General features: G+C 38.3%; 24 protein-coding genes. 14 read left to right on the top strand and 10 right to left on the bottom strand.

Features of this window, described 5'->3' with window-relative positions; all coding sequences use genetic code 11:
- The first annotated feature begins 86 nt into the window (after nucleotides 1–86).
- The 5 genes from nrdR (at nucleotide 87) to A6M14_RS04060 (ending at nucleotide 4,307) form a co-directional block, all read left to right on the top strand.
- Nucleotides 87–551, top strand: coding sequence for a transcriptional regulator NrdR (gene nrdR, locus A6M14_RS04080; protein ID WP_152873737.1), 465 nt, complete (start codon nucleotides 87–89; stop codon nucleotides 549–551).
- A 20-nt stretch (nucleotides 552–571) separates the two neighbouring features.
- Nucleotides 572–1,678 carry a bifunctional diaminohydroxyphosphoribosylaminopyrimidine deaminase/5-amino-6-(5-phosphoribosylamino)uracil reductase RibD gene (ribD, locus tag A6M14_RS04075; RefSeq protein ID WP_152873736.1) on the top strand — a complete coding sequence of 369 codons (1,107 nt, stop codon included), beginning with the start codon at nucleotides 572–574 and terminating at the stop codon, nucleotides 1,676–1,678.
- On the top strand, nucleotides 1,675–2,967 hold the full coding sequence (locus A6M14_RS04070) for a DNA adenine methylase (protein WP_152873735.1): 1,293 nt from the start codon (nucleotides 1,675–1,677) through the stop codon (nucleotides 2,965–2,967). The genes ribD and A6M14_RS04070 overlap by 4 nt, the downstream gene beginning before the upstream one ends.
- A gap of 25 nt (nucleotides 2,968–2,992) precedes the next feature.
- Nucleotides 2,993–3,652, top strand: a complete 660-nt coding sequence (locus A6M14_RS04065) for a riboflavin synthase (protein ID WP_152873734.1) — start codon at nucleotides 2,993–2,995, stop codon at nucleotides 3,650–3,652.
- Between the two features lie 109 nt (nucleotides 3,653–3,761).
- The gene (locus A6M14_RS04060; RefSeq protein WP_152873733.1) at nucleotides 3,762–4,307 is read left to right on the top strand and encodes a VTT domain-containing protein; all 546 of its coding nucleotides are present in this window, start codon (nucleotides 3,762–3,764) and stop codon (nucleotides 4,305–4,307) included.
- 80 nt (nucleotides 4,308–4,387) lie between these two features.
- On the opposite strand, the gene blhA is transcribed toward A6M14_RS04060, so the two are convergent.
- From blhA to A6M14_RS04045, 3 genes are read right to left on the bottom strand one after another with little or no spacing between them, the layout of a single operon-like run.
- The gene (blhA, locus tag A6M14_RS04055) at nucleotides 4,388–4,993 is read right to left on the bottom strand and encodes a cell division protein BlhA (protein WP_152873732.1); all 606 of its coding nucleotides are present in this window, start codon (nucleotides 4,991–4,993) and stop codon (nucleotides 4,388–4,390) included.
- A 21-nt stretch (nucleotides 4,994–5,014) separates the two neighbouring features.
- Entirely contained in the window at nucleotides 5,015–5,422 is a 408-nt protein-coding gene (locus A6M14_RS04050) for a DNA polymerase III subunit chi (protein ID WP_152873731.1), read from the bottom strand.
- Nucleotides 5,415–6,863, bottom strand: coding sequence for a leucyl aminopeptidase (locus tag A6M14_RS04045; RefSeq protein WP_152873730.1), 1,449 nt, complete (start codon nucleotides 6,861–6,863; stop codon nucleotides 5,415–5,417). The genes A6M14_RS04050 and A6M14_RS04045 overlap by 8 nt, the downstream gene beginning before the upstream one ends.
- A 149-nt stretch (nucleotides 6,864–7,012) precedes the next feature.
- On the opposite strand from A6M14_RS04045, the gene lptF reads away from it, so the two are divergent.
- The 4 genes from lptF to A6M14_RS04025 all read left to right on the top strand — a co-directional run bounded on the left by lptF (nucleotide 7,013) and on the right by A6M14_RS04025 (nucleotide 12,048).
- Complete coding sequence (lptF, locus tag A6M14_RS04040) at nucleotides 7,013–8,113, top strand: LPS export ABC transporter permease LptF (protein WP_152873729.1); 1,101 nt, start codon at nucleotides 7,013–7,015, stop codon at nucleotides 8,111–8,113.
- 1 nt (nucleotide 8,114) lies between these two features.
- Nucleotides 8,115–9,185, top strand: coding sequence for an LPS export ABC transporter permease LptG (lptG, locus tag A6M14_RS04035; RefSeq protein ID WP_152873728.1), 1,071 nt, complete (start codon nucleotides 8,115–8,117; stop codon nucleotides 9,183–9,185).
- Between the two features lie 124 nt (nucleotides 9,186–9,309).
- Nucleotides 9,310–10,857: a 2,3-bisphosphoglycerate-independent phosphoglycerate mutase gene (gene gpmI / locus A6M14_RS04030; RefSeq protein WP_152873727.1), complete on the top strand. Its 1,548-nt coding sequence runs from the start codon at nucleotides 9,310–9,312 to the stop codon at nucleotides 10,855–10,857.
- Nucleotides 10,858–10,875: 18 nt separating this feature from the next.
- Entirely contained in the window at nucleotides 10,876–12,048 is a 1,173-nt protein-coding gene (locus A6M14_RS04025) for a S41 family peptidase (RefSeq protein ID WP_152873726.1), read from the top strand.
- Nucleotides 12,049–12,055: 7 nt separating this feature from the next.
- Here the strand turns inward: A6M14_RS04025 and A6M14_RS04020 are convergent, their stop codons facing one another.
- The 3 genes from A6M14_RS04020 to gacA all read right to left on the bottom strand — a co-directional run bounded on the left by A6M14_RS04020 (nucleotide 12,056) and on the right by gacA (nucleotide 15,711).
- On the bottom strand, nucleotides 12,056–13,408 hold the full coding sequence (locus A6M14_RS04020; RefSeq protein WP_241678037.1) for a sigma-54-dependent transcriptional regulator: 1,353 nt from the start codon (nucleotides 13,406–13,408) through the stop codon (nucleotides 12,056–12,058).
- 72 nt (nucleotides 13,409–13,480) lie between these two features.
- On the bottom strand, nucleotides 13,481–15,049 hold the full coding sequence (locus A6M14_RS04015; RefSeq protein WP_152873724.1) for a sensor histidine kinase: 1,569 nt from the start codon (nucleotides 15,047–15,049) through the stop codon (nucleotides 13,481–13,483).
- Between the two features lie 26 nt (nucleotides 15,050–15,075).
- Entirely contained in the window at nucleotides 15,076–15,711 is a 636-nt protein-coding gene (gene gacA / locus A6M14_RS04010) for a response regulator transcription factor GacA (protein WP_163122148.1), read from the bottom strand.
- Nucleotides 15,712–15,929: 218 nt separating this feature from the next.
- On the opposite strand from gacA, the gene A6M14_RS04005 reads away from it, so the two are divergent.
- Nucleotides 15,930–16,988 carry a serine hydrolase gene (locus A6M14_RS04005; RefSeq protein WP_163122151.1) on the top strand — a complete coding sequence of 353 codons (1,059 nt, stop codon included), beginning with the start codon at nucleotides 15,930–15,932 and terminating at the stop codon, nucleotides 16,986–16,988.
- Between the two features lie 101 nt (nucleotides 16,989–17,089).
- On the opposite strand, the gene thrC is transcribed toward A6M14_RS04005, so the two are convergent.
- The 4 genes from thrC to xerD form a co-directional block, all read right to left on the bottom strand.
- Nucleotides 17,090–18,229 (bottom strand): threonine synthase, encoded by a 1,140-nt coding sequence (thrC, locus tag A6M14_RS04000; RefSeq protein WP_152873722.1) that lies wholly within the window; start codon nucleotides 18,227–18,229, stop codon nucleotides 17,090–17,092.
- A 57-nt stretch (nucleotides 18,230–18,286) separates the two neighbouring features.
- Complete coding sequence (locus A6M14_RS03995) at nucleotides 18,287–19,591, bottom strand: homoserine dehydrogenase (RefSeq protein WP_188110854.1); 1,305 nt, start codon at nucleotides 19,589–19,591, stop codon at nucleotides 18,287–18,289.
- A 123-nt stretch (nucleotides 19,592–19,714) separates the two neighbouring features.
- Nucleotides 19,715–20,527, bottom strand: coding sequence for a DsbC family protein (locus A6M14_RS03990; RefSeq protein WP_152873720.1), 813 nt, complete (start codon nucleotides 20,525–20,527; stop codon nucleotides 19,715–19,717).
- Nucleotides 20,528–20,628: 101 nt separating this feature from the next.
- The gene (xerD, locus tag A6M14_RS03985) at nucleotides 20,629–21,546 is read right to left on the bottom strand and encodes a site-specific tyrosine recombinase XerD (RefSeq protein ID WP_152873719.1); all 918 of its coding nucleotides are present in this window, start codon (nucleotides 21,544–21,546) and stop codon (nucleotides 20,629–20,631) included.
- A gap of 173 nt (nucleotides 21,547–21,719) precedes the next feature.
- Here xerD and A6M14_RS03980 point away from each other — a divergent pair, with 173 nt between their 5' ends.
- From A6M14_RS03980 to murD, 4 genes are all read left to right on the top strand, one after another.
- Nucleotides 21,720–21,974 (top strand): FeoA domain-containing protein, encoded by a 255-nt coding sequence (locus tag A6M14_RS03980; RefSeq protein WP_188110853.1) that lies wholly within the window; start codon nucleotides 21,720–21,722, stop codon nucleotides 21,972–21,974.
- Nucleotides 21,971–23,824, top strand: coding sequence for a ferrous iron transporter B (gene feoB / locus A6M14_RS03975; protein WP_152873718.1), 1,854 nt, complete (start codon nucleotides 21,971–21,973; stop codon nucleotides 23,822–23,824). The genes A6M14_RS03980 and feoB overlap by 4 nt, the downstream gene beginning before the upstream one ends.
- 33 nt (nucleotides 23,825–23,857) lie before the next feature.
- Nucleotides 23,858–24,109, top strand: a complete 252-nt coding sequence (locus tag A6M14_RS03970) for a DUF6587 family protein (RefSeq protein ID WP_152873717.1) — start codon at nucleotides 23,858–23,860, stop codon at nucleotides 24,107–24,109.
- A gap of 165 nt (nucleotides 24,110–24,274) precedes the next feature.
- The gene (murD, locus tag A6M14_RS03965) at nucleotides 24,275–25,621 is read left to right on the top strand and encodes a UDP-N-acetylmuramoyl-L-alanine--D-glutamate ligase (RefSeq protein ID WP_152873716.1); all 1,347 of its coding nucleotides are present in this window, start codon (nucleotides 24,275–24,277) and stop codon (nucleotides 25,619–25,621) included.
- Nucleotides 25,622–25,635: the final 14 nt, after the last annotated feature.

Here is a 25,635-nt window from a genome sequence, read left to right as displayed (position 1 = left end):
TATTTCCATATCTAGAACAATACTCTACAAATACCATTATTTTTGCTACACTCTAAACTCATTGAAATTTGTTTAATAAAACCGCTATGCATTGTCCTTTTTGCAACGCCGAAGATAGTAGAGTGATAGATTCGCGTTTGGCTGCTGAAGGCTGTCAAATTCGTAGACGTCGTGAATGTATTAGTTGTGGTGAGCGCTTTACAACGTTTGAAACCTACGAAGTTGTAATGCCACGCGTGATTAAATCAGATGGTAAAAGTGAACCATTTGATGAAGCTAAAATGCGTCGTTCGCTGATGCATGCTTTACAAAAACGTCCTGTAACGCAAGAGCAAATAGAAACAGTATTAAGTGACATTCATTTACAAATTCGTAGATTGGGCGAGCGAGATGTTAAATCACGCACCATTGGCGAAATTGTCATGCAATCTTTATTTGCATTAGATCATGTTGCGTATGTACGTTTTGCATCTGTCTATCAAGATTTCCAAGATGTAGAAGCATTCCGTCGTCAAATCGAACAGATGCAATATCGCGATCTTCAAGATTAAGTTTAGAGATTTAGTACACCATGTCCGAGTTCAATCAAAATCCAAAACACCAAGATCAGGTGTGGATGCAACGTGCCATCACGCTTGCAAGGCTTGGACAATATTCAACAAAACCCAATCCCAATGTAGGGTGTGTCATTGTTAAAGACGGTCAATTGATGGGTGAGGGTTTTCATCCTCAAGCAGGTCAGCCACATGCTGAAGTATTTGCTATGCGCGAAGCTGGTGAACTTGCAAAAGGCGCGACTGCTTATGTCACCTTAGAGCCATGCGCACATTACGGTAGAACGCCTCCATGTGCAAAAGGGTTGGTTGAAGCAGGTGTAGCAAAAGTTGTTGTTGCATGCCCCGATCCAAATCCATTGGTGGCAGGTAAAGGCGTACAAATTCTAAAAGATGCAGGTATTGAGGTTGAAGTCGGTGTGTGTGAAGCAGAAGCACATCAACTCAATTTAGGCTTTTTAAAAGCAATGGCAACAGGCATGCCTTATGTGCGCCTTAAAATTGCTTCAAGTTTAGATGGTCGTACTGCCATGGCATCGGGTGAATCTAAATGGATTACAGGCACTGAGGCACGTCAAGATGTTCAACATTGGCGTGCAATTTCAGGTGCTGTTATTACAGGTATTGAAACGGTTTTAGCCGATGATTGCCAGTTGAATGTAAGACAATTAAGCAATGTAGAAGATCTTTCTACAGTGGTACAACCGCTACGCATTGTTTTAGATCGTAAAGGGCGTTTGCCATTGAGCGCTAAAATCTTAGAGCAAGCTAAAACCGTGATGGTCATGGGACCGTATCGAAAAGAACTTGAAGATTTGGGTGTTATTCAATTACACATTCAGCCGTTAAAAGAACTTTTACACACCTTATCCAAAGAGCATCAAATTTATGATGTTTTGGTTGAGGCTGGCGCAACATTATCAACCGCATTTTTAAAAGAGCAGTTGGTTGATGAATTAATTAGTTATGTTGCACCCACTTTTCTAGGGCAGACCGCTCGAGCAATGTTTAATGCGGAATTTAGCCGTATGGCAGAGCAACTTCGTTTTAAGCTTATAGATGTTACCCAAGTAGGGAATGATGTTCGTTTGAAACTCATTCCTTCTTCTCAAGAGACAGTATGAATCCAGAGTCTACGGTTTATCACAAGCGTCGTCATGCGGCGCGTACTACCGATGAATACCTTTTCCATCAATTGGTTCCTTATTTAGGAAACAAGCGCCGTTTACTACATCTGATTTTAGAAGCACTTGAGAGTACGGGAACGTTAAATCGAGCAGATGGTCGCGCACCTATTTTTGCAGATTTTTTTGCAGGTTCTGGCGTGGTTTCTCGTTTAGCACGCCAAAATGGTTATCGAGTGATTGCCAACGACTGGGAACCCTATAGCCATGCTTTAAATAGCGCAATTTTATCTTGCGTTGAGGCACCTGCATTTAAAGAATTGGGTGGCTATCAAAAAGCAATTGATTACCTTAACCGCTTACCTGAAGTAAAAGGTTGGGTGACGCATAATCTTTGCCCACGAAATGACGAAATTTACGATCCTGCTAAAGACCGTTTATTCTTCAAACGCCGTAATGGTATGCGTATTGATGCAATTCGTCAGCAAATTGCAACATGGCAAGCGCAAGGTGCAATTGATGATGTAGAGATGTCTGCATTACTTGCACCACTTTTGTATTCAGCAAGTTTTGTCAGTAATACATCAGGCGTATTTAAAAGCTTCCATCATGGATGGGGCGGTAAAACACAAACAGCTTTAGAACGAATTGAATCATTACTTTGGTTAACGCCAAGTCGCTTTTGTGAAAATGGTGATTCGAAAAAGCCTGCTGCTGAAATGTGGTGTGTAGATGCACAGCATTTAGCAAACCAAATGAGTGGTTTTGAGGTTGATGTTGCTTATTTAGATCCACCTTATAATCAACATGCATATAGTAGTAATTATCACGTTTTAAATGCCTTAACACTTTGGGATCAGGTTGATTTACCGACACCAGATACGAAAGGCTTTAAGAGCGGTATTGATCGTGCTTGGCGTAAAGAAAGACCAAGTCCATATAACTCTTCTAAGCATGCGCAAAAGGCATATGAGAAGTTACTCGAAACTATAAATGCACGATATATTCTGACGAGTTATTCGACAGATGGTAATATTAGTGCGACAGATTTGTTACAAGCGAACTTAAAGCGTGGGCGTGTAACCTTGTTAACACAAGATGTGCCTCGCTATCGTGTAAGTAAGCAACGTCAGTCAGAAAGAGCACGTGTACTCGAGTTTATTGTGATTACCGATACACATGGCAAGTCTGGTCCACCTATTCGCCAGTTACTTAGCCAATTACACCATTTTGCAGAATTAGGTGGTGTAGACACGACAGGTGTTAGCACACAATTGGCATTATGGTAAAAGTCTACAATATTTGAGAAAACCTATGTTTACAGGCATTATTGAAAGTGTTGGAAAAGTTGAAAGTTTGCAAAGTGTGGGCGGAGATGTCCGTTTACGCATTCAAACAGGCTTAGATATGTCAGATGTACATTTAGGCGATTCAATAGCAACCAATGGTATTTGCTTGACGGTGATCGATTGGGGGGACAATTGGTATGCTGCCGATGTTTCTCGTGAGAGTTTGAACCGCACAACCTTAGGTCAATGGAAAGTGGGTCAACGTGTAAATGTTGAAAAAGCGATGCTTCCAACAACACGCTTTGGTGGTCATATTGTCAGTGGACATGTTGATGCTGTTGGTGAAATTACCGTAGTGAAAGCAGATGCTCGTTCAATTTACTATGAAGTGACAGCACCTGCAGAAATTGCACGCTATTTGGCAGAAAAAGGTTCAGTCACTGTTGATGGTATTAGCCTTACAATTAACCACTTAAATGGTCGAGTGCTGAGTCTGAATTTAATTCCACATACTGCTGAAAGAACCAATATTGGAACTTGGCAAGTAGGGGCGAAAGTAAATTTGGAAGTTGATGTTTTAGCACGGTATATTGAGCGTCTGTTACTAGGCGATAAAGCGGCTGAAACAAAACAACAATCAAAAATTAGTATGGACTTTCTTGCTGAAAATGGCTTTTTAAAATAAGCTAATAGAATGAAAAATAAGCAGTCTAGTTGAAAAATTAGACTGTTTTTTATTTTTTAGTGCATTTTAGTGTTTAAATAGAAGCAGTTTAAATTTGGGAAAGGTGTGAATGTTCGATTTTTTGCTGAACCTTGAACAGTGGTTGCCAGTGTTGTTAGAAAACTATGGCGCATGGATTTATGCAATTTTATTCTTAGTGATTTTTGCAGAAACGGGTTCGGTATTCATGTTCTTCCTTCCTGGTGATAGCTTATTGCTTGCGATAGGTGCACTGTGTTCAACCACAGATGTGATTCATTTACACTACATGGCTATTACATTGTTTAGTGCAAGTACATTGGGCTATACCGTAAATTATTATACGGGCAGTGTTTTGGGTATTAAGTATTTTAATAAGCATACTCGTTATTTCAAGCCAGAATACCTAGTTAAAACCAATCACTATTTTACCAAGCATGGTGGTAAAACCATCCTTGTTGCACGTTTTGTTCCTTTTGTTCGTTCATTTGCACCATTCGCGGCAGGTTCGGCACATATGAATTTTGCATCATTTACTGCATATAATGTCATTGGTGGGATGCTTTGGATTGGTGCTTTACTAGGAATTGGTTATGGCTTAGGCCATACGTTACATGCGGTTGTAGACTTTTTATAATTAAAAATGATGATTTAAGATAAAAATCTAAAGTATTTCATCAGACATACTTTAGATTTTAAGTAGTATAAAATATCTTATTAATCTGAAAACTTCGAACTTTTCAAAATATATTCAATTTCTTCTTGAGTTGCTGTGTGAAGTTTTGCACGGAACACAGTTACCGCTTGCTCAATCAAACTTTCTGCTTCTAACTCTAATCGAATGCGTACGCTATCTAGCTCAGAAAGCATTTCGCTATCTTTTACAGATAAATTATCCAGAAGATTATTCGGATTTTTTTCATAGCGATTGGTATAGCTTTGCGTTTCTTGAACTAAATCTTGACGAATGGCTTGAAGTTCTTTTGCTTGTTCAGCAAATTTTCTTTCTTCATCAAGTTGAAGTTGTTTGGCAAAAGCAGCCTCTTCAGCGCGCTTATCTTCCAGTTTCTTTTCTAAAGCTTGTTGATGACGAATACGTGCTTCTTCAATCAATTGAGCTTTTAATTCTGCATAAGCAACATCAATTTTTTGCAAAGATTTTTGCTGTTCTTGTTGATCTCGTTCAATCCAAGCTTGTAACTGAACTTCTGGTTTTAGAATATCGAAGATACGATGGAGGTCATCAAGATATGCTTGACGCACAGCTTCGGGTGCTTCTAACCAACGCTGTTTAAAATCTTGTCCGACATTTAATGCCACCATCATTCTCCTTTATTTTATAGCTTAGAGTTTATAAGTTTTTGGTTCTATTCCAAAACGTCGATACTGTTTAAACTTTTCACGACCGAGTTGCTTTGCCACGTCATTATTTTCAATAATCTCAATAATGTGACTAAATTTCTTAAATTGTTCAAGTGCTTGGTCGTTAAAATTAAAGATAATCCAATCAGACTGTTCAGGAAGTTTATCCGAAATACAAATAGGTGCACTCGTATCTTCAATTCCATGTGGAATGAAACTTGTAGAATCAAAACTCCATAAACGATCATCAAGTTGTTGCTGCAATGTTAAATCATTACAGAGTAACCAAATTTTTTCAGATTTTTTTAAAATTTTCCGACATAAACGGCAAGTGCTTTCGACTTGCCGTTCAGGACTCTTTTCAAAAAGATAAAAGCTTATTTTAGCCATTCGATTGGGCACGATTCGCTAAAAATTGCATTAATAGTGGAACAGGACGACCTGTAGCACCTTTGTTTGCACCAGAAGTCCACGCTGTACCTGCAACATCTAAATGTGCCCAACGGTAATCACGTGTAAAGCGTTCTAAGAAGCATGCAGCTGTTACAGAACCTGCTTTAGGGCCACCAATGTTTGCGATATCGGCAAATGGTGAATCGAGTTGTTCTTGGTAGTCTTCAAGAACAGGCATGCGCCATACACGGTCAAATGAATTTTGACCTGCTACATTTAATTCTGCTGCAAGTTCATCATCTGGGGTAAATAGACCAGTTAATACAGAACCTAATGCAACCACACAAGCACCTGTTAAAGTTGCAATATCAATGACAAGGGCAGGGTTGAAGCGTTTAACATAAGTGAGAGTATCGCAAAGAACCAAGCGACCTTCGGCATCTGTGTTGAGAATTTCAACAGTTTGACCGCTCATAGTTGTTACGATGTCGCCTGGGCGAGTTGCACCACCTGAAGGCATGTTTTCAGCAGCAGCAATTGCACCAACAACATGAATAGGAAGTTCAGATTCGCATAATGCGCGGATTGTACCTAATACAGATGCAGAGCCACACATATCATATTTCATTTCATCCATGCCTAAGCCTGGTTTAAGTGAAATACCACCTGTATCGAATGTCACACCTTTACCAACAAGTACTACAGGTGCTTCTTCGCGGTTGCCTTGGTATTCAATCGTAATGATACGCCCCGGACGATCTGACCCTTTGCTTACTGCAAGGAAAGCACCCATACCAAGATCAGCCATTTGTTGCTCATCTAATACAGTTACTTTTAATAAATTCGGATATTCTGCTGATAATGCTTGAGCCTGTTCAGCTAAATATTCTGGGAAACAAATATTGCCAGGACGGTTACCTAAATTACGTGCAAGATCTTGACCAGATTGAATTGCTTCAATCAGTGACAATTGTTGTTGATTAAGTGGACTGTTCGTCGCAATGAGATTAACTTGTTCAAGAATAAAATCATTCTTTTTAGACTTATATTCATCAAAAGAATAAGCAGCTTGCGTTAAGCTAAGTGCAAATAAATAATGTAATTCTTGAGGAAGTGCTGAAATATCAACACTAATCTGTTTGAATTTTTTTTGTGAAGACTTGATAATTGTTTGAGCAATTTTCGATAATTTTGCAGCTTTAAGCTCAGTTGCCTTACCAATACCAACAAGTACGCTATACGTACAATTAGAAACCTGACCAATTAAAGGTAAAGTTTCGCTTAGTGTTGCTTTAAACTGTGTTGATTCAATAATTGTATCTAAATTGTTGATTTGATATGTATTAGTAGCATGTTGAACTTGTTCAGAATCAACTAATATCAACAAAGATTGGTTCGATGCATTCTCTTGGAATGACTGATTAATACTGAGTTTCATATGCGATTTTCATGCCTTTGTAAGGTTTGGTTCCATTGAAACATTTTGATGAGTAGAGTTTCAATGTGCAACACGAGTATAGTTCTATATTTTCAACATTAGGTTAAACTAGTGTTGGTTTTTTTACCCAGTTTTTTGGAAGAATTAATTTGATTATTCGGCGTTATCTGGTCAAGCAAGTTGTATCGACATCATTGGTGGTGGTCTCCTTATTGACCTTGATCATGATGGGTGGTCGTTTGATCAAATATTTTGGCGTAGCAGCTCAAGGTCGTTTAGATGCAAGTATCTTATTTAGCATCATTGGTTACCGTTTACCTGAGTTTTTAACGCTTATTTTACCTTTAGGTTTTTTCATTGGTTTAATGCTAGTTTTTGGTCGTTTATATGTCGACCACGAAATGGCAGTATTTAATAGTAGCGGTCTCAGTCGTAATCGTTTAGGTCGCTTACTTGTTCCAATGACGGTGGTTTTCTTAGCGGTTCAGTCTTTTCTTATGTTATGGGCTGCACCTTGGGGATTGCGTCAGTTTGAACAACTGACATCGGCTCAAGCAGTCAGAACAGGTTTTGACTTGGTTCGACCAAAAGAATTTGTATCTTCTGGCGCATACACCATTTATGCAGGTGATTTATCTGAAGATCGTAAGAATCTAAAAGATATTTTCTTTTATCAAAAAGCAGATAAAGATGGTCGTCCAGATGTTGTTATTTTGGCAAAAGAAGCAACTCGAATTGAAATGCCAAATGACAGTGCCAATGTAGTGGATTTAACCGAAGGTCGTCGTTACGAGATTTATCCGGGTAGCCCGAAATATACGCATATTGAGTTTAAAACATATCGTTTACGTCTAGAAAATAATAAAGAAGCGAAGTTTGAAAGCACAGAGGTTGAGGCATTACCAACATCTAAACTTTGGGAAAATAGGGAAGACCCTGTTGTTGCAAGCGAACTTTGGTGGCGTGTTTATGTACCGTTTGCAATGTTTGTTGCACTATTGCTTTCAGTTGTGCTTTCTGAAGTGAGTCCACGTCAGGGACGCTATTTAAAATTATTCCCTGCATTACTTATTTTTGCGAGTTTAATTGTTGCATTAATGGCGGTTAAAACACGTGTAAGTAAAGATGAATTAGGAGCATGGGCTTATCCGTTGGTATTGTTTATCTATGCCAGTGTAGCGGTGCTGTTTTTAAGAAAACCTAATCTTGCACCAAAAATTAAGAAAAAAATTCAACGAGTGGGGTCTTAAAATGTTCGCACGCCGTATAGTTGCAAAACATGTGACCAAAACCACTGCGCTCGCAATGCTTGGTACAACGCTTATTTTAGCGGGCTTACAAGTCCTGTTTACTTATTTGGGTGAACTTGGTTCATTGAAAGGTAGTTATGGTGCATGGGAAGCATTGAAATATGTACTTTGGGGCGCACCAAGGTATTTATATGAAATTCTACCCATCTCAGCGTTAATTGGCGCTGTTCTTGGTTTAGGTGCCTTAGCCTCAAATAGTGAACTTATTATTATGAGAGCTTCAGGCATTAGCTTGTGGCGCATTGTTGGATGGGTGATTCGTTCTGCATTAATTTTAGTGGTTTTATCTTTTGCTTTAAGCCAGTGGGTTATTCCTTATACCAATGAACAAGCAAAAAGCGTTAAAGATCATCGTACTGTTGCGGAGTTGGGAAGTGTAAGTGGTTATTGGACTCGAGAGGGTCAGCGCTTTATCTATATTGACTATGCAAACTCATCTGGTCAGCTGCAAGATATTCAGGTTATTGATTTAGATAAAGATTATAATCTTCGTGGTGTTGTTACTGCGGAAAAAGGTAATTTTATTAAAGATGGTGCTTGGTCTTTAGAAAATGTACAGCAAACGGATGTATTGCCAAATGGTAATGCAGTAATGGAAAAAGCTGAAAAACTACCTCTATCTATGGCATTGCAACCTAAATATGTACATATGGTGACCATTGATCCTGAGAAATTATCACCAAGTCAGCTCATTAGTTTTACACGCTATATGCATGAGTACAGTCAAGTACCAAAAACATATCAATTGGCATTTTGGCAAAAAGTTGCTTCACCATTTGGACTGATTGCATTGGTCGTGATTGCATGTTCATTTATTTTTGGACCATTACGCCAACAGTCTATGGGTTTTCGTTTGGTGATTGCATTATTTACAGGGCTTGGATTTTATTACTTACAAGACTTCTTGGGTTATGCAAGCTTAGTATATTCACCATCTCCTGCGTGGTTTGTATTTTTACCAATTATCTTTATGTTTGCTGTTGGTGGTTACTTACTCCATCGAGCACGCTAAAAATACGGTAAATTGAAGAAAACAATGTGCGTTAGTGGCTTTAACCATTGAGTACACATAGAGTCTTTACCGAAATTTCGGTAAAATGTATTGATTAATTTGTAAACAGAAAAGAGTGTATATCATGACGGTTGCAACTGCTGACAAAATCCCTCACGTTTTAGTCATTATGGATGGTGTGGGGCACCGCGTAGAGGTTGAAGACAATGCCTTTTTAGCAGCAAAACGGCCTAATTTGACTGCAATGCAGGAAAAGCATCCGCATGGTTTAATTTCTGGTTCAGGCGAAGATGTTGGTCTTCCAGATGGACAAATGGGTAACTCCGAAGTTGGACATATGAATTTGGGTGCAGGTCGTGTGTTGTATCAAGATTTCACACGCATTACCAAAGACATCCGTACAGGTGATTTTTTTGAGCATGAAGTTCTAGTCGATGCTGTAGAAAAAGCCAAAGCTTCAAATGGTGCGGTACACATCTTAGGTTTATTGTCTGAAGGTGGTGTACATTCACATGAAGATCACATTGTTGCAATGGTTGAACTTGCATTAAAACGTGGTGCAAAAGTTTATCTTCATGCTTTCTTAGATGGTCGTGATACACCACCAAAAAGTGCTCAACCATCGCTTGAAAAATTAGATGCAGTTTTTGCCCAATACCCAGGTCAAGGTCATATTGTGACCATGATTGGTCGTTATTTTGCAATGGATCGTGATAACCGTTGGGATCGTGTTGAACAAGCTTATCGTCTTTTAACAGAAGGTGAAGCTGCACGTACAGTTGCTACGGCTACAGAAGGTTTAGAACTTGCTTATGCTGCTGAAGAAACCGATGAGTTTGTCAAAGCAACACGCATTGGTGATATCGCAAAAATTCAAGATGGCGATAGCGTTGTATTTATGAACTTCCGTGCTGACCGTGCGCGTGAAATTACCAAAGCATTTGTCGAAAAAGATTTTGTAGGTTTTGAACGTAAAGTTGTTCCAAATTTATCTAAATTTGTAATGCTTACACGCTACCAAGCAACCATTGATGCACCTGTGGCTTATATGCCTGAAGCATTAAAAAATTCAATTGGTGAGTATTTATCTGAATTAGGTAAAACACAACTACGTATTGCTGAAACTGAAAAATATGCACATGTAACATTCTTCTTTAGTGGTGGTCGTGAAGATGAATATGTTGGCGAAAAACGTATTCTTATTCCATCTCCAAATGTTGCAACATATGATTTAAAACCAGAAATGAGTGCATATGAAGTAACAGATGAGTTGGTTGCTGCCATTCACTCAGGTGAGTTCGATCTGTTGGTTGTGAACTATGCAAATGGTGATATGGTTGGTCATACAGGTAAGTTTGATGCAGCAGTGAAAGCCGTTGAAGCTGTAGATACATGCCTAGGTCGAGTGTATGAAGCAGTTATGGCACAAAAAGGTCATATGATTGTGACAGCAGATCATGGTAATGTTGAACAAATGCAAGATTACGTAAGTGGTCAGGTTCATACTCAACACACAACAGAACTTGTGCCGTTTATTTATGTAGGACCTACACAAGCAACTATTGCTGAAGGTGGCGTACTTGCAGATGTATCACCGACACTTTTAACATTAATGCACCTTCCTGTACCTAAAGAAATGCAAGGTCGTAATCTAATTACTCTAATACCATAAATTATAAAAGGTGAATGAATGGCTCGACACAATACTGTTGCTTTAATAACAACATGCTTAATGTGTTTGAGCCTTTCACCTGCTTGGGCGAAACAAAAGCCTCAAAAGCCAGATGTACTATCTTTAGATGATGAGCAGGAATATGCAGAAGTTCCTGTTGAAGCAATTCAAAATTTCGTTCAAATTTACGGCATTGTGAAAGATAACTATGTTGCTGAAAAAAATGATGATGACTTATTTCAACAAGCCATTAAAGGTTTAGTTTCAGGTTTAGACCGCTATTCTCGCTATTTATCACCAGAAGACTATAAGCAACTTCTACAATATACCGAAGGTGAGTTTGCTTCGGTAGATTTTGACTTATTGTATGATAATCAAATACATCAGTGGGTTATTAAGGGCTTAAAAGCAGATGCTGATTCAGCAAAGCTAGGTCTTAAAAATGGAATGGTTATTTTTAAAGTTGATAATCAAGAGTTAAAAAAACTCAATCATGATCAAGTCAATAATTTGTTATCAGGCTCAGTAGGTTCAACTTTAGAGATTCAACTTACAGATAAAAGCATTCCTATTACACTTGTTAGAAATAAAAAAATAGAAACAGATATTCAAGCTCAACTACTCAGTAATCAAATTCTTGTCATTAAAGTGCAAGTTTTTCAGCAAGATACTGCCAATGAAATTAAAAATATAATTGAACAACATACAACACCACGTTTAAAAGGCGTTTTAATTGATCTAAGAAATAACCCTGGTGGATTGTTGTCGGCAGCTGTTGAAAGTGCAGATTTATTTCTTAATCAAGGTGTTATTGTTTCAACTAAAAGTAGATCTGAGGGTGATCAACAATTCCAAGCCTTGCCAAGTTCAGAGTTCCAAAAGTTAAAACTTGGAATATTAATTAACAATCGCTCTGCATCTGCTGCTGAAGTATTTACCGCAGCATTAAAAGACCATGGTCGGGCATGGGTGATGGGCGATAAGAGTTATGGCAAAGGCGTAGTGCAAAAGTTATTCCCTCTTTCAAATGGCGCTGCGCTACAAATGACAGTTTCGCACTATTACACCCCAAAAGGTGCAATGATTGAAGGCGTTGGAATTCAGCCAAATCAGAAGTATGTTTTACAGCAGGATATGAAAGAAGAAAGCTATATTGAACATATTACAGAATTACTAATTGCTCAAAAATAATAATGCATTACTCCTCATCTATATCTAGTTCAAATTTTTTTAAACGATAGCGTAAAGAGCGAAAAGACATCCCTAGTTTTTTTGCAGCTAATGTTCGATTCCAATGTGTTAAATTTAACGCATTTAATAGAATTTCTTTTTCAATTTTTTCTAAGTAAAGCTCTAAACCTTCAGTCGGCAATTTATGGGTATTTAAGGTTTTTTCATATTTATATTCAGGTGTTTGAGTGATTTCTTCCGTTTGAATAGAAAATTGCTTTAATGGAGTGCTTTGTAAGTGTTGGATATTAATCGATTTGTCATCGCTTAGTGCCATTGCTCGTTCAATAATATTTCTTAATTCACGAACGTTGCCCGGATAATATTGCTCAAGTAAAAGTATTTTTGCTTTATCTGTTAGATATTTAGGTGAGATACGCCATTCTTGAGAAACACGTTGAATAAAGTGTTCGGCTAATAACAGAATATCATTACCGCGGTCTCTTAATGGCGGAAGTACAAGATCCATCACATGAATACGGAAGAATAAGTCTTGGCGGAAGCGTCCTTGTTGAACCAGCGCTTCTAAATCTTGATGACTGGCGCTAATCACGCGAAAATCCACATCAATTTCTGTATCTGAACCAAGAGGACGAATTCGTTTTTCTTGTACAGCACGAAGTAATTTGACCTGCATATTCAAAGGTAAATCTGCAATTTCATCTAAAAATAAGCTTCCTCCATGTGCTGATTGAATTAAACCTTGTTTATCTTGTGTTGCACCTGTAAAGCTTCCTTTTTTATGTCCAAATAACTCACTTTCCATTAATTCTGATGGAATCGCACCACAATTAATGGCAATAAAAGGTCCTTCATTGCGATTACTTAAACGATGTACAAGATTGGCCACGACTTCTTTACCTGTACCAGATTCACCTGTAATGAATACTGGTGTCTGAGAACGTGCAATTTTTTTCAGCGTTGTTTTTAATTGCTGGATAGGTACAGATTGCCCAATCAGCATTTTATTTTCTAGTAAGTTTTCATTATTGCTTTCAGTCAATATCTGAGGCTGATTAAGGGCTTTATCTAAAAGTTGTTGAAGGTGGTTTTGTTTAATAGGCTTATTTACAAAGTCAAATGCACCCGCTTTTAAGGCAGAAATAGCAATATCCATATTCCCATAAGCAGTAAGGACAGCAACAGGAATTTGTGGGTATTTTTCAGAAATATGCTGAACAAGTTCAATGCCATTCCCGTCGGGTAAATTGAAGTCGGTTAAGCAGGCATTATAGTTATTTTCAGCCAGTAATTTTTTAGCTTGCGTAATTTGATGTGCTACATGTGTTTGCATCCCCATTCGGGATAATGTCATAGACATGAGCGTACATAAATCTTCTTCATCATCTACAAGTAAGATGAGTGGTGTTGAATTCAAAGTAATTCCCCAAAGCTAATTTATGACTATACGCGGGCACTCAATTCTAAAACAAGCCCCAAGTTGTTGTTCTACATAGCTTAGTTTAGCTTGATTTGCCTCACAAAAACTATGGGATAAATATAATCCTAATCCAGTTCCTGTAATTTCTGTACTAAAAAAAGGTTGAAACAACGAGCGAATGTTTTTATTTGCAACGCCCTCACCAAAATCGATGATATCAATTTGTATGCTTTGGAAATGGCTATAGATATTTAATTCAATATAATTTTTATCTGCTGAATTATGGCGCACGGCATTACGTAAAAGATTAATAAGCACTTGTTGAATCTGTGATTCATCAAAATTTATTATAGAAGACGGTTCAATGTTTAAGTGAATTTTATCTGCAATATCTGGCAGATTATCTTGAATAAAAGACGGTATGAATTCATTTAGGTGGATTGTTGAAGCACGTGTTTCATTATTTTTAACCATGCTCAAGGTATCGTGAATAATTTGATCAATACGCTGAGCTTGCTTGCTAATCATTTTGCTCAATTGCTCTTGCTGATTTTCATCACTTCCTTGTAAAAGATGATTTGCTTGAATAATTGCAGCCAAAGGGTTTCTAATTTCATGCGCAATACTGGCTGATAATTGCCCTAAAGATGCTAGTTTTAGCTGTTGTGCATGCTGATTAATTCGCTTTGAATCTTGTAAAACTAAAAGTGTTAAGGTTTGATGGGGCACAAGTAATTTTTGAACTTTAATGTGAATGTGATAGTGACTTTGTTGAGATTCAAACTCAAATTTTTCCCCATCTTTAAGTTGATCAAATTTTAAAATTTCAAATAAATCGGGTTGAGCTTTATAAAGTGGAAAAGGCTCAATTGCATATAAAGGGCTAATACCTAATAATTCTCTTGCAGCAGGATTACTCAGTGCAATATGGCAATTTTCATCTAATACTAAATAGCCTGTTTCAATTTGTTCTAAAATATATCGATTAATATTTTGTAGTTTATTGATTTCTAATGATTGGGTAAAACTCCAATTTTCAAGCAATTGAAAACGTCGAACTGTAATTTGTCCGCAAATATAAACAAAGACAAATAAAATTGAAAGTAGAGCACTATTGCCAATATTATTCAGTGATGTGAACGAAAAGAGACCGCCTAGAAATTGCTGGTAAACCACACTAATGACAGCAATAAGTGTGATAAATAGGGCGTTTTTAGATTCTAAAAGGAGTGATGCTGCAAAAATAGCAATCACGAATAATAGGCTGATGTGTAAGCTTGGGCCGTTAGAAGCAAAAGTTAGTGCACTGAAAAATAAGACATCAACAGCAAAAAATAGAGTGATTTGTCGAATAATTTTCGATGAAAAATATTTATAAAAAATGAGTTGGATTAGACTACTTAAAATATAAATACTAATGGTAGCTAAATAGAGTAACGGATGACCATATTCGTGCTGTAAATTTTGGAAGGTCAGAAAAAAAACAAAGAAAAGACAAAGCGCAATAATGAGACGGTATGAGCCATACCACGTCCCTAATCGATATCTATTGAGCTCAGAATTACTATAGTTAGAATACATAAGCGTGTAGGTTGCTCGTGCTTAATTTAAGGTTTAATCAAGCCATATCGCATTGCTAAGTGGGTGAGTTTAACATCACTATCAATGTTTAATTTTTCAAAAATACGGTAGCGATAAGTGTTGACCGTTTTAACACTAACAAAAAGCTTATCAGAGATTTCTTGTGTGCTAATACAGTTTACAACCATCATCGCAACTTGCATTTCACGTTCAGATAAACTGTCGAATGGTGATTGTTGAGTATCGGATAAATATGAACTTGCTAACTGTTCCGCAATATCTGCACTAAAGTATTTACCACCCTGCATTACTTTATTAATTGCACGTACCATTTCGGTAACAGGAGCACCTTTGGTGATATAACCTTTTGCACCTGCTTTTAGAAGTAAAGATGGATATGGTTCTTCAGCTAAACCACTGACAGCAATCACTTTTGTCTCTGGTGATGACTGCAATAAGCGACGTGTTGTTTCTACGCCACCAATACCTGGCATATTCACATCAAGTAAGACTACATTTGGGGCATTTTGGCGGATAAGGTTAATGGCTTCTTCACCTGATTCAGCTTGTCCAATGACATCAATTTCGGCATGATCTTCTAGCATCCGACAAATGCCAGTGCGTACTAATTCATGGTCATCTACCACTAAAACTGTGATCACCCGCAATCTCCCTCTAGTTTATTCATCTTTTTTGTTACATAACGCAAAATAAGCTTGCAATGAAATGACAAAATTAGCAATCCTATTATCAATATTAATTGAAAACATCTGAACATTAAAAAGTGGGCTATATATTGTTCACTCTTTTGTGTTAAATGTAAGGCATATTTGAGGTAATACGCAAATGTATATTACCTCCATAAGTTGAGTAAATATTCGTGAAAAATACTAAAAAAGCGTTAATGAATGCTTTGGGAGCATCATTACTTCTTTGCATGAGTTCAACAGGATTTGCAGAAATTGTGATGAATTCTTCAGGGAATTCAAACCAAGCAAATATCAGTTGGTCTTCTGAGGAAGCAAACTTACTGTTAAATGGGGATGTATCTGCGAATACAGCAGCATATAGTGAACCATCACCGAAAGGTTCAGTAAATGTTACGACAACTGTTCGTAGTGGCTCTAGTGCGGTTCAAGCAGCACCTAAAACAGTACAAATTTTAGATACTTCAAGTTATTCAAATCAGCCCTCTGTAAATGCTCGTGCTGCTTTGGTGATGGATGCGCAAACAGGTGAAGTATTGTTTGGTAAAAATGCCAATACAGCATTGCCAATTGCTTCTCTTACCAAGCTAATGACTGCTGTTGTTACTGCAGATGCACGTTTAAATATGTCGGAGCAAATTACGCTACAACAAATTGACTTTGCTGGGGCAGGTGGTAAGAACTCGAGTTCGACTTTACGCGTTGGCGATAAGATGAATCGTGCAGAGGTTTTATTATTTGCTTTAATGAAATCTGAAAATCCTGCTGCAGCGGCATTAGCGCGAACATATCCAGGTGGTCGTACAGCCTTCTTTGCTGCAATGAATGCAAAAGCACGTAGTTTGGGTATGTCGTCAACACATTATGTTGAATCGAGCGGCTTAGACCCACGTAACGTGGCTTCAGCACGTGATCTTGGTATTTTGGTTACTGCGGCATCGCAATATAGTTTAATTCGTCAATTTTCTACTACGCCAAGCTATGATTTTAACTTAGGGTATCGTGTATTAAAATCGAACAATACAAATGCGCTTGTGCGTAATGGTGGTTGGAATATTAATATTTCTAAAACTGGATATATTAATGAAGCAGGTCGTTGTGTGGTGATGCATACCACATTAAATAATCGTCCTGCTGTCGTGGTTATTTTAGGTGCGAATAATACCCAAGCACGTAATGACGATGCTGTTCGTTTAATGAACTGGGCAAGCCAATTACCAAAACGTGTTTAATTTGAGGGAATCTTTAAGTTGACTCAACACTTAAAGGTTTAGCAATAAAAAACCCTGCATGTGCAGGGTTTTTTATTTTCTATCTAAGTGTCTAAAATAAATTACATATTAGATAAAATTGAATCGCGAACTTGATCTAAAGTTGCATCAATTGAAAGCATAACAGCATCAGAACATTGTTTGATTGCTGTGTCAGGATCTTTCAGACCGTTACCTGTAACAGTACATACAATCACTGAGCCTTCTTTGATTTTGCCGGCTTTAATGTCACGGATTGCACCGCCAACAGAAGCAGCAGAAGCAGGTTCAACAAACACGCCTTCATACATAGAAAGCAAGCGTTGAGCTTCTAAAATTTCAGCATCTGTTAATTCATCGAACCAACCATTTGAATCACGTACAACAGCTTTAGCATGGTTCCAGCTTTGAGGATTACCAATACGAATAGCAGTTGCTACAGTTTCAGGATTCTCAACAGGTGCACCACGTAAGAATGGAGCAGCGCCAGAAGCTTGGTAACCTGCCATAATTGGCAAGCCTGCAGGTTTTGGACCTGTGAAAGCATCAGTTTCAGGGTCATAAACAACTTGTTCAAACTCGCCCGCAGGTTGGTTTGCAACAGCCTCTGTATAACCCATCCAATGTGCAGTGATGTTGCCTGCATTACCTACAGGTAGGCAGTGGTAATCAGGTGCGCGACCTAATTCATCAACAATTTCGTAAGCAATGGTTTTTTGACCTTGCAAACGGTATGGGTTGATTGAGTTTACAATTGTTACAGGGGCTTTATCTGCAATTTCTTTAACTAGGCGCATACCATCATCAAAGTTACCGCGAATTTGCATGGTGATTGCACCGTACATCATCGCTTGCGCCATTTTGCCCATGGCAATTTTGCCTTCAGGAATTAAAACAAACGCTTTCATACCTGCACGAGCCGCATAAGCAGCCGCAGCGGCTGAAGTATTGCCTGTAGATGCACAGATAATAGCTTTTGAGCCTTCTTCAGCAGCTTTTGTTACCGCCATGGTCATACCACGGTCTTTAAATGAACCAGTCGGGTTTAAGCCCTCGTACTTCACATAAATTTCAACATTTTTGCCAATAATGCGCGGAATATTCGCAAGCTTAATCAGTGGGGTATTACCTTCACCTAAAGAAATTGCTTTAGTAGTGGCAGACACTGGTAAACGGTCGCGATAGCGGTCAACTAAACCAGTATAACGATTGGCATTCGACATGATGATGTTCCAATTGTGTGTAGAGCTTGGCAAGGGGAGGATATCCCCTCGACCCGATTAATTATCAAGCGATTCTAAACGAATTCGTACAATTTCGCCATGAATCACTGGTAATGCTTGAATTTGTTGAAGTGCTTCATCCATCTTCGATTCTTTAACAGGATCTGTCAAAATCACGATAGGAATGAGGTCTTTTAAGCGTGGTTGTTGCATGATTGCATCAATGCTAATGCCATTATGACTTAAAATACTTGTCACATTTGCAAGAACACCTGTTTGATCTTCTGCATTAATGCGAATGTAGTAGCCCGTGGTCATTTCTTCACGACTTAAAATCGTTAAGTCAGTTAAGTTTTCAAAAGCAAGCTGTGGAATCGTACCTGAACCATCTTCTGTATAAGAGATGTCACGGACAATATCGACAATGTCTGCAACAACCGCTGAGGCTGTAGGACCTGCGCCTGCACCTGCACCATAGTAAAGAGTTGGACCAACTGCATTGGCGTGAACTAAAACAGCGTTTTTAACGCCATTTACATTGGCAATAAGCTGATCTTCAGGAATAAGCGTTGGGTGTACACGAAGCTCAATACCTGTTTCAGCACGTTTTGCAATGCCTAAGTGTTTAATACGGAAGCCTAAGTCTTCAGCATATTTCACATCTTGTGCAGTAATTTTGCTAATGCCTTCTGTGAAGACTTTATCGAACTGAAGCGGAATACCAAATGCAATTGAGGCAAGCAAAGTCAGCTTGTGCGCAGCATCAATACCTTCAACGTCAAAGGTTGGATCTGCTTCTGCATAACCTAATTCTTGTGCTTCTTTTAAGACATCTTCAAATGCACGACCTTTGTCACGCATTTCTGTCAAAATGAAGTTGCCTGTACCGTTGATGATACCTGCTAACCAATCAATTTTATTGGCAGCCAAGCCTTCACGCATCACTTTAATGATTGGAATACCACCTGCAACGGCAGCTTCATAAGCAATTTGTACATGATGGTCATCTGCAAGTTTAAACAGTTCATTACCATGTTCAGCAAGAAGTGCTTTGTTTGCAGTAACAACTTGTTTACCGTTTAAAATAGCTTCTTTAATGATTTCATAAGCAGGATGAATACCGCCCATCACTTCAACGACAACGTCTACATCGGGTTGACGTACGATATCGAGTAAATCTGCGCTTTGTTTTACGGTGTCTGGAAGATTAAGATCAGGACGAGGACGACGTGTACCCACATGGGTAATTTGAATTTCACGATCGGTGCGACGTCTAATCTCAGCAGCATTTTCTTGTAATAGTTTAAGGGCACCACCACCCACAGTACCTAGACCGAGGATTGCCAGACGAACTGGTTTCACGTCACACTCCAAAATTTAATCGTTTATAAGCGAGTTAAGATCATAGCTAAAAAAACGCTGAGACTCTAGGGTAAAAATAACTTTATCTCTACCCATAAAAAACAGTGAGTTAATACATAAATATTAGTTATTTAAACGGGTGTCTAACTCTTCAGGAGTCAGGTAACCACCAAGGTAAACACCATCTTCATTATAAATTGCAGGTGTGCCATTTACGCCCATGTTTAAACCTAATTTATATTGGTCTTGAACAGGGTTTTTACAGGTTGCAGGCGGAAGTTGTTCATTGGCAATTGCACGATCAAAAGCAGCTTGACGGTCTGAACTACACCATACACTTTCCATTGCAGGCATAAATTGCTCACCACGTGGCCATGCGATATAACGAACCTCAATGCCTTTGGCATTAATTTCGCTCATATGCTCATGTAATTTATGGCAATACGGGCAACTTACATCTGTGAAGACATAAACCACGTGTTTGGTTTTGCCTTTTGCTTTGTAAACAATAAGGTCTTTTTTATTTAGTTGAGAAAGCAGTTTTTTATTGGCTTCAGCTTGTAGGTTGTCACCCACATTGTGTAATTGCTTATCACCTAAGCGAACAATATCACCTTGAATAATATATTTACCATCGCTTGTTGCATAAACTGAAGGCATACCCTCTAAGCTTACCCAATACAAGTTAGGAACTTCTGTTGCCTTAACATCTAAAACTTTGGCAGGAATACCTACTTTTTTGAAATGTTCGGCTAGTGTTGTAACTAGGCGTTGTTGGGCATTTCGTTCAGAAAGATTAGAAGCCTCACCCGTAGCAGGCGTACTCGCAGTTAAAGGAGTTTGCTTATTTTCATCGTTTGCATTTGAACAAGCGCTTAAAGCCATAGTTGTCGCAATAGCAGATGCGATAAAAAGTTTAGAGCGGGTAAAAGTCATAAATAACCCTTTCTTTGTAGATATAAAATAGGCAAATAGAATAACAAAAAACGAGACTTCAAATAAAACTTCTTAGTCTAATAAGTGAAGTGTTTATGTATCTAGGCTCTAGGATGGTGCTGTGCATGGAGTTGTTGCATGCGAACTTGAGCAACATGTGTGTAAATTTGAGTTGTCGATAAATCGCTATGACCTAATAACATTTGTACCACACGTAAATCTGCACCGTGATTGAGTAAATGCGTAGCAAATGCATGTCTAAGCGTATGTGGCGAAAGTTCTGTAGAAATTCCTGCTTGTAAGGCATAACGCTTAATGGCATACCAAAAATTTTGTCGGCTCATAATGCCACCATGTTGTGTTAAAAATAAATAATCGGTTGAGCTTTTATAAAGTGCAGGGCGGGCAGTATTTAAATATTGCTCAATCCAATCACAAGCAACTTGACCCAAAGGTACAAGGCGTTCTTTATTACCTTTACCCACAATACGGACATAACCTTGTTTTAAGTTAATGAGTTCTAAGCGTAAAGTAATGAGTTCAGAAACACGTAAACCACATGCATATAGTACTTCAAACATTGCACGGTCACGCAAACCCAATGCGGTATTTGTGTCGGGTGCATAAATCAATGCTTCAACATCTTGTTCAGATAAGTCTTTAGGTAAAGCACGACCAAGTTTAGGTGTTTTGTGTGTCGCAACAGGATTATCACTGCGAAGCTTTTGTTCTCTTAAGAATTTAAAGAAAGAACGTAGTGCAGAAAGCGTTCGCGCAATTGATCTTGGGCTTTTTCCTTGTTTGGTTAAATTTAATAAAACATCTGAAATATCGTCACTTGACCAATATGGCATTGAGGAAGAATGAAGTTCACTAATTTGAATTAAATCTGACAAATATGCATTTCTTGTATGTGGACTTACCGTTTGCGCTATTAAATAATCTCTAAAGCCCTGTAAAAAACTAAGTTTTTCTGGAATGTTGATGGCTGATGGAATACGAGGTTTTTTATTTAACATTTCTGAATCAACTTTAAGTATTTCAAATCGATAAAATTATTGATTTTGCTCACTGTAGTTTAATTTTATTCAACTGTCGATGCTGATCAATAGATGCGAATCGGAATCAAATCTGATTTGTGAATTATTCTCATTTGCTTGTATAATGTTCAAAAATATGAAGGGTTAGATGCGTGCGCTTATCTGATTTGAAAGTCAAACAAATTGCCGTTATTCATAAGGTACATCGTGCTATGGATAATGAAAGTTCACAAGACCTTGTGGCAAGTCGTTTGGAAACCTTAGGTTTTATACCAGGTACAAAAGTACAAGTGATTACAAAAGGTATTTTTGGTGGAGATCCAATTCTCATTCAAGTTGGGTTTACACGCTTTGCATTGAGAAAAATTGAAGCCGAAAAAATAGAAATCGAAGGAGCAATTGCATGAGTGATGCGCTGCGTATTGCCCTTGTAGGTAATCCAAACTGTGGTAAAACCTCTCTTTTTAACCATTTAACAGGGACACGCCAAAAAGTTGCGAACTATGCGGGTGTTACTGTTGAACGTAAAGTGGGGCAATTCACTTTGCCATCAGGTAAGGCTGTTCGAGTTCTAGATTTGCCAGGTGCATATAGCTTAAACGCAACTAGCCCAGATGAAGCCATTACCCGTGATGTTGTTCAAGGCAAAATTGCGGGTGAAGATAATCAAGATGCATTTCTATGTGTTGTTGATGCAACAAACTTACGTCTACATTTAGGTTTAGTGTTGGAAATGATTGAGTTGGGTCGCCCAATTTTAGTTGTTTTGAACATGATGGACGAAGCACGTCGTCGCGGTATGCAAATTAATACCCAAAAACTTTCAGAGCGTTTGGGTTTACCTGTTGTAGAAACTGTTGCGGTACGTAATGCAGGTATTGAAAATTTAACCAATGCTTTGGATTTGGGTAAATATGAAGTTCCTCAGACCGAAATGAACGGTTTAACAGGTACAAATCATGAAAAAATCGAGCAGATTTTAAATGATGTTGTTCACTCTGTAGATCATGAAGACAAGCGTTCTGACTTTTTAGATAAAATCTTCCTTCATCCTGTTCTTGGTTTAATTAGCCTTGCAGTGATGATGTTTATTGTATTCCAAGCTGTATTTGCTTGGGCTGAACCATTTAAAGCTTTAATTGAAGACTTCTTTGCATGGTTTGGTGAATTTGTTGGCGGCTTTATCTCACACTCATTATTAAACAGTTTAGTGGTTGATGGTGTGATTGCAGGTGCAGGTGGCGTTATTGTGTTCTTGCCACAAATTTTAATTCTATTCTTCTTTATTTTGGTTTTAGAGGAATCGGGTTATTTACCACGTGCGGCTTTCTTGCTCGATAAACTTATGTACAAAGCAGGTTTAAGTGGTCGTTCATTTATTCCGTTACTTTCAAGTTTTGCATGTGCCATTCCAGGTGTTATGGCAACACGTAGTATTAGTGATCCACGAGATCGTCTAACCACTATTTTTGTTGCGCCACTCATGACGTGTTCGGCACGTTTACCTGTTTATGCCTTATTGATTGCTGCATTTATTCCAGAGTATCAAGTTTGGGGTTTATTCAACTTACAGGGCTTGGTTTTATTTGCTTTGTATATGGCAGGTATTGTGAGCGCATTAGTTGTTGCGACGGTGCTGAAGTTATTCCAAAAAGATAAATCTCAACATGCCTTATTGATGGAATTACCAAGCTATCGTATTCCAGATATTAGAAGTGTGTGGATTGGTTTATTAGACCGTGCAAAAATTTTCTTAAAACGTGTAGGTGGCATCATCTTTGCGTTATCAATTTTGCTTTGGTTCTTATGTACCTTCCCACAACCACCAGAAGGTGCAACTTTACCTGATATCGATTATTCATTAGCAGGGATGTTAGGTCATTTAATTCAGCCAATTTTCGCGCCACTTGGTTTTAATTGGCAAATTTGTATTGCCTTAATTCCTGCAATGGCTGCACGTGAAATTGTTGTTGCTGCTTTAGGTACTGTTTATGCCTTATCTGCTGTAGATGATGATGCTGTGTCTCAAAGTCTAACGACTTTAATCAGTGGCGGTGATTTAGGTTGGTCTGTGGCAACAGGTTTATCATTACTGGTTTGGTTTATCTATGCGCCACATTGTTTAGCGACACTTGCGACAGTTAAACGTGAAACAGGTTCGTGGAAAACAGTGGGCTATATGACACTGTATTTATTTGGTTTGGCATACATCATGTCATTCTTCACGTATCAAATTGCTTCACATTATTTAGGTTAATTGAACTCAAAATAATTGTGATAGGAGATAGAGATGATTGAGATTTTAATTGTTGCTGCATTGGTGATATGGAGCGCTATTGTTGTGTTTAAGAAAGTATTTCCAAACACATCAAGCTCAGTATTCATGTCTTTATCAAATGTATGTGCATCGAAAGGATGGACGACATTAGCAAAGTGGCTTAAACCTGCGATGGTTTCGGGCTGTGGTGGTGGTTGTGGTTGTTCAGCATCTGAATCTCCTGTGGAAAAGAAAGTGGAAGTGCAAGCTGTAAAGTGGAAATAATCACTTTCAAATAAATTTAAGACCTAAAAAAGCCATCGAATGAGATGGCTTTTTTACGCACGGACACAAAAAAATGAAAAGAAAGTTAAAACAGAAAAAGCAAATAAAACATCAAAGTGCTAACATTTCAGCAGTTCTAAAATATATCAAAATTATGGTGCAAAAATGTTGATACAGCGTGGTGGTTTAAAAGTCGTTGCTGGGTTGGGTATTTCTGGTGTGGCGGCCGTTAATTTTTTGCATAAACAGGGTTATCGCGTTGCCGTAACCGATTCGCGTGAAAACCCACCGGGGCATGATCAAATTCCTGCTGAAATTCAAACAAGCTTTGGTCAACTTGACTTAGAACTTTTACTTTCTGCTGAAGAAATTGTGATTAGTCCAGGGCTTGATCCTAAAATTGAACAAATTCAAACTGCCGTAAATAAAGGCATTCCTGTTATTAGTGAAATTCAAATTTTACGCCGTGCAACAGATAAGCCAATTGTCGCAATTACAGGTTCAAATGCAAAAAGTACGGTCACTACTTTAATGGGCATTATGGCGCAAGCAGCAGGTAAGAAAGTTGCTGTGGGCGGAAACTTAGGGCGTCCTGCATTGGATTTAACCAATGATGATCCTGAGTTATATATTCTAGAATTATCAAGCTTTCAGCTAGAAGCGACATCAAACTTAAATGCGAATGTTGCTGTTGTGTTGAACATGAGTGAAGATCATTTAGATCGTCATGGAGACATGATGGGCTATCACACCGCAAAACATCGTATTTTCCAAGGCGTGAAAAAAGTGGTTTATAACCGTGATGATTCACTCACACGCCCTTTGGTTCCTGATGCAACGCCAATGCAAAGCTTTGGCTTGAATGCACCTGACATGAATCAATATGGCATTTTGAAAGATGATGACGGCACAATTTGGCTAGCTCGCGGACGTGAACGCTTGTTAAAAAGCGCAGATATGTACATTCAAGGTACGCACAATGTTGCCAATGCTTTGGCATGTTTGGCTTTGGGTGAAGCAATTGATTTGCCTTTGGAAACAATGCTTGAAACATTAAAAACATTTAAAGGCTTGGAACATCGCTGTGAATTTGTGAAAGAAGTAAATCAAGTTCGCTATTATAACGATTCTAAAGGCACGAATATTGGTGCAACTTTGGCAGCAATTGATGGTTTAGGCGCTGCGATTGAAGTACAGAATGGTAAAGTTGCCATTATTTTAGGTGGTCAGGGTAAAGGGCAAGACTTTAGCGCATTACGTGAATCTTTAAGCAAATATGCTAAGGTTGCTGTGCTTATTGGTGAAGATGCACCAATCATCGAAAAAGCAATTACAGGCACAATTACGCTTTTACATGCAAAAACTTTTAAAGAAGCAGTAGAACTTTGTCAGCAAAATACACACCCAAACGATGTTGTATTATTATCACCTGCATGTGCAAGTTTTGATATGTTTACAGGCTATCCACAGCGTGGTCATCAGTTTGTAGAACTTGTAAACGAACTCAATTAAGAATAATAGGAAGA

It is taken from the genome of Acinetobacter portensis (assembly GCF_009372215.1).
GTDB classification, from domain to species: domain Bacteria; phylum Pseudomonadota; class Gammaproteobacteria; order Pseudomonadales; family Moraxellaceae; genus Acinetobacter; species Acinetobacter portensis.
This window is presented reverse-complemented; position numbering and strand designations above follow the sequence as displayed.

Bases quoted from the DNA above. Each gene is read 5' to 3' on its own strand.
- A6M14_RS04025 (WP_152873726.1), top strand. From the start codon at position 10,876: ATGGCTCGACACAATACTGTTGCTTTAATAACAACATGCTTAATGTGT.
- A6M14_RS04020 (WP_241678037.1), bottom strand. From the start codon at position 13,408: ATGTCTATGACATTATCCCGAATGGGGATGCAAACACATGTAGCACAT.
- murD (WP_152873716.1), top strand. From the start codon at position 24,275: ATGTTGATACAGCGTGGTGGTTTAAAAGTCGTTGCTGGGTTGGGTATT.
- thrC (WP_152873722.1), bottom strand. From the start codon at position 18,229: ATGTCGAATGCCAATCGTTATACTGGTTTAGTTGACCGCTATCGCGAC.
- A6M14_RS03970 (WP_152873717.1), top strand. From the start codon at position 23,858: ATGATTGAGATTTTAATTGTTGCTGCATTGGTGATATGGAGCGCTATT.
- ribD (WP_152873736.1), top strand. From the start codon at position 572: ATGTCCGAGTTCAATCAAAATCCAAAACACCAAGATCAGGTGTGGATG.
- nrdR (WP_152873737.1), top strand. From the start codon at position 87: ATGCATTGTCCTTTTTGCAACGCCGAAGATAGTAGAGTGATAGATTCG.
- feoB (WP_152873718.1), top strand. From the start codon at position 21,971: ATGAGTGATGCGCTGCGTATTGCCCTTGTAGGTAATCCAAACTGTGGT.
- lptG (WP_152873728.1), top strand. From the start codon at position 8,115: ATGTTCGCACGCCGTATAGTTGCAAAACATGTGACCAAAACCACTGCG.
- A6M14_RS04015 (WP_152873724.1), bottom strand. From the start codon at position 15,049: ATGTATTCTAACTATAGTAATTCTGAGCTCAATAGATATCGATTAGGG.
- A6M14_RS04050 (WP_152873731.1), bottom strand. From the start codon at position 5,422: ATGGCTAAAATAAGCTTTTATCTTTTTGAAAAGAGTCCTGAACGGCAA.
- A6M14_RS04070 (WP_152873735.1), top strand. From the start codon at position 1,675: ATGAATCCAGAGTCTACGGTTTATCACAAGCGTCGTCATGCGGCGCGT.
- gpmI (WP_152873727.1), top strand. From the start codon at position 9,310: ATGACGGTTGCAACTGCTGACAAAATCCCTCACGTTTTAGTCATTATG.
- A6M14_RS04045 (WP_152873730.1), bottom strand. From the start codon at position 6,863: ATGAAACTCAGTATTAATCAGTCATTCCAAGAGAATGCATCGAACCAA.
- A6M14_RS03990 (WP_152873720.1), bottom strand. From the start codon at position 20,527: ATGACTTTTACCCGCTCTAAACTTTTTATCGCATCTGCTATTGCGACA.
- xerD (WP_152873719.1), bottom strand. From the start codon at position 21,546: ATGTTAAATAAAAAACCTCGTATTCCATCAGCCATCAACATTCCAGAA.
- blhA (WP_152873732.1), bottom strand. From the start codon at position 4,993: ATGGTGGCATTAAATGTCGGACAAGATTTTAAACAGCGTTGGTTAGAA.
- A6M14_RS04065 (WP_152873734.1), top strand. From the start codon at position 2,993: ATGTTTACAGGCATTATTGAAAGTGTTGGAAAAGTTGAAAGTTTGCAA.
- A6M14_RS04060 (WP_152873733.1), top strand. From the start codon at position 3,762: ATGTTCGATTTTTTGCTGAACCTTGAACAGTGGTTGCCAGTGTTGTTA.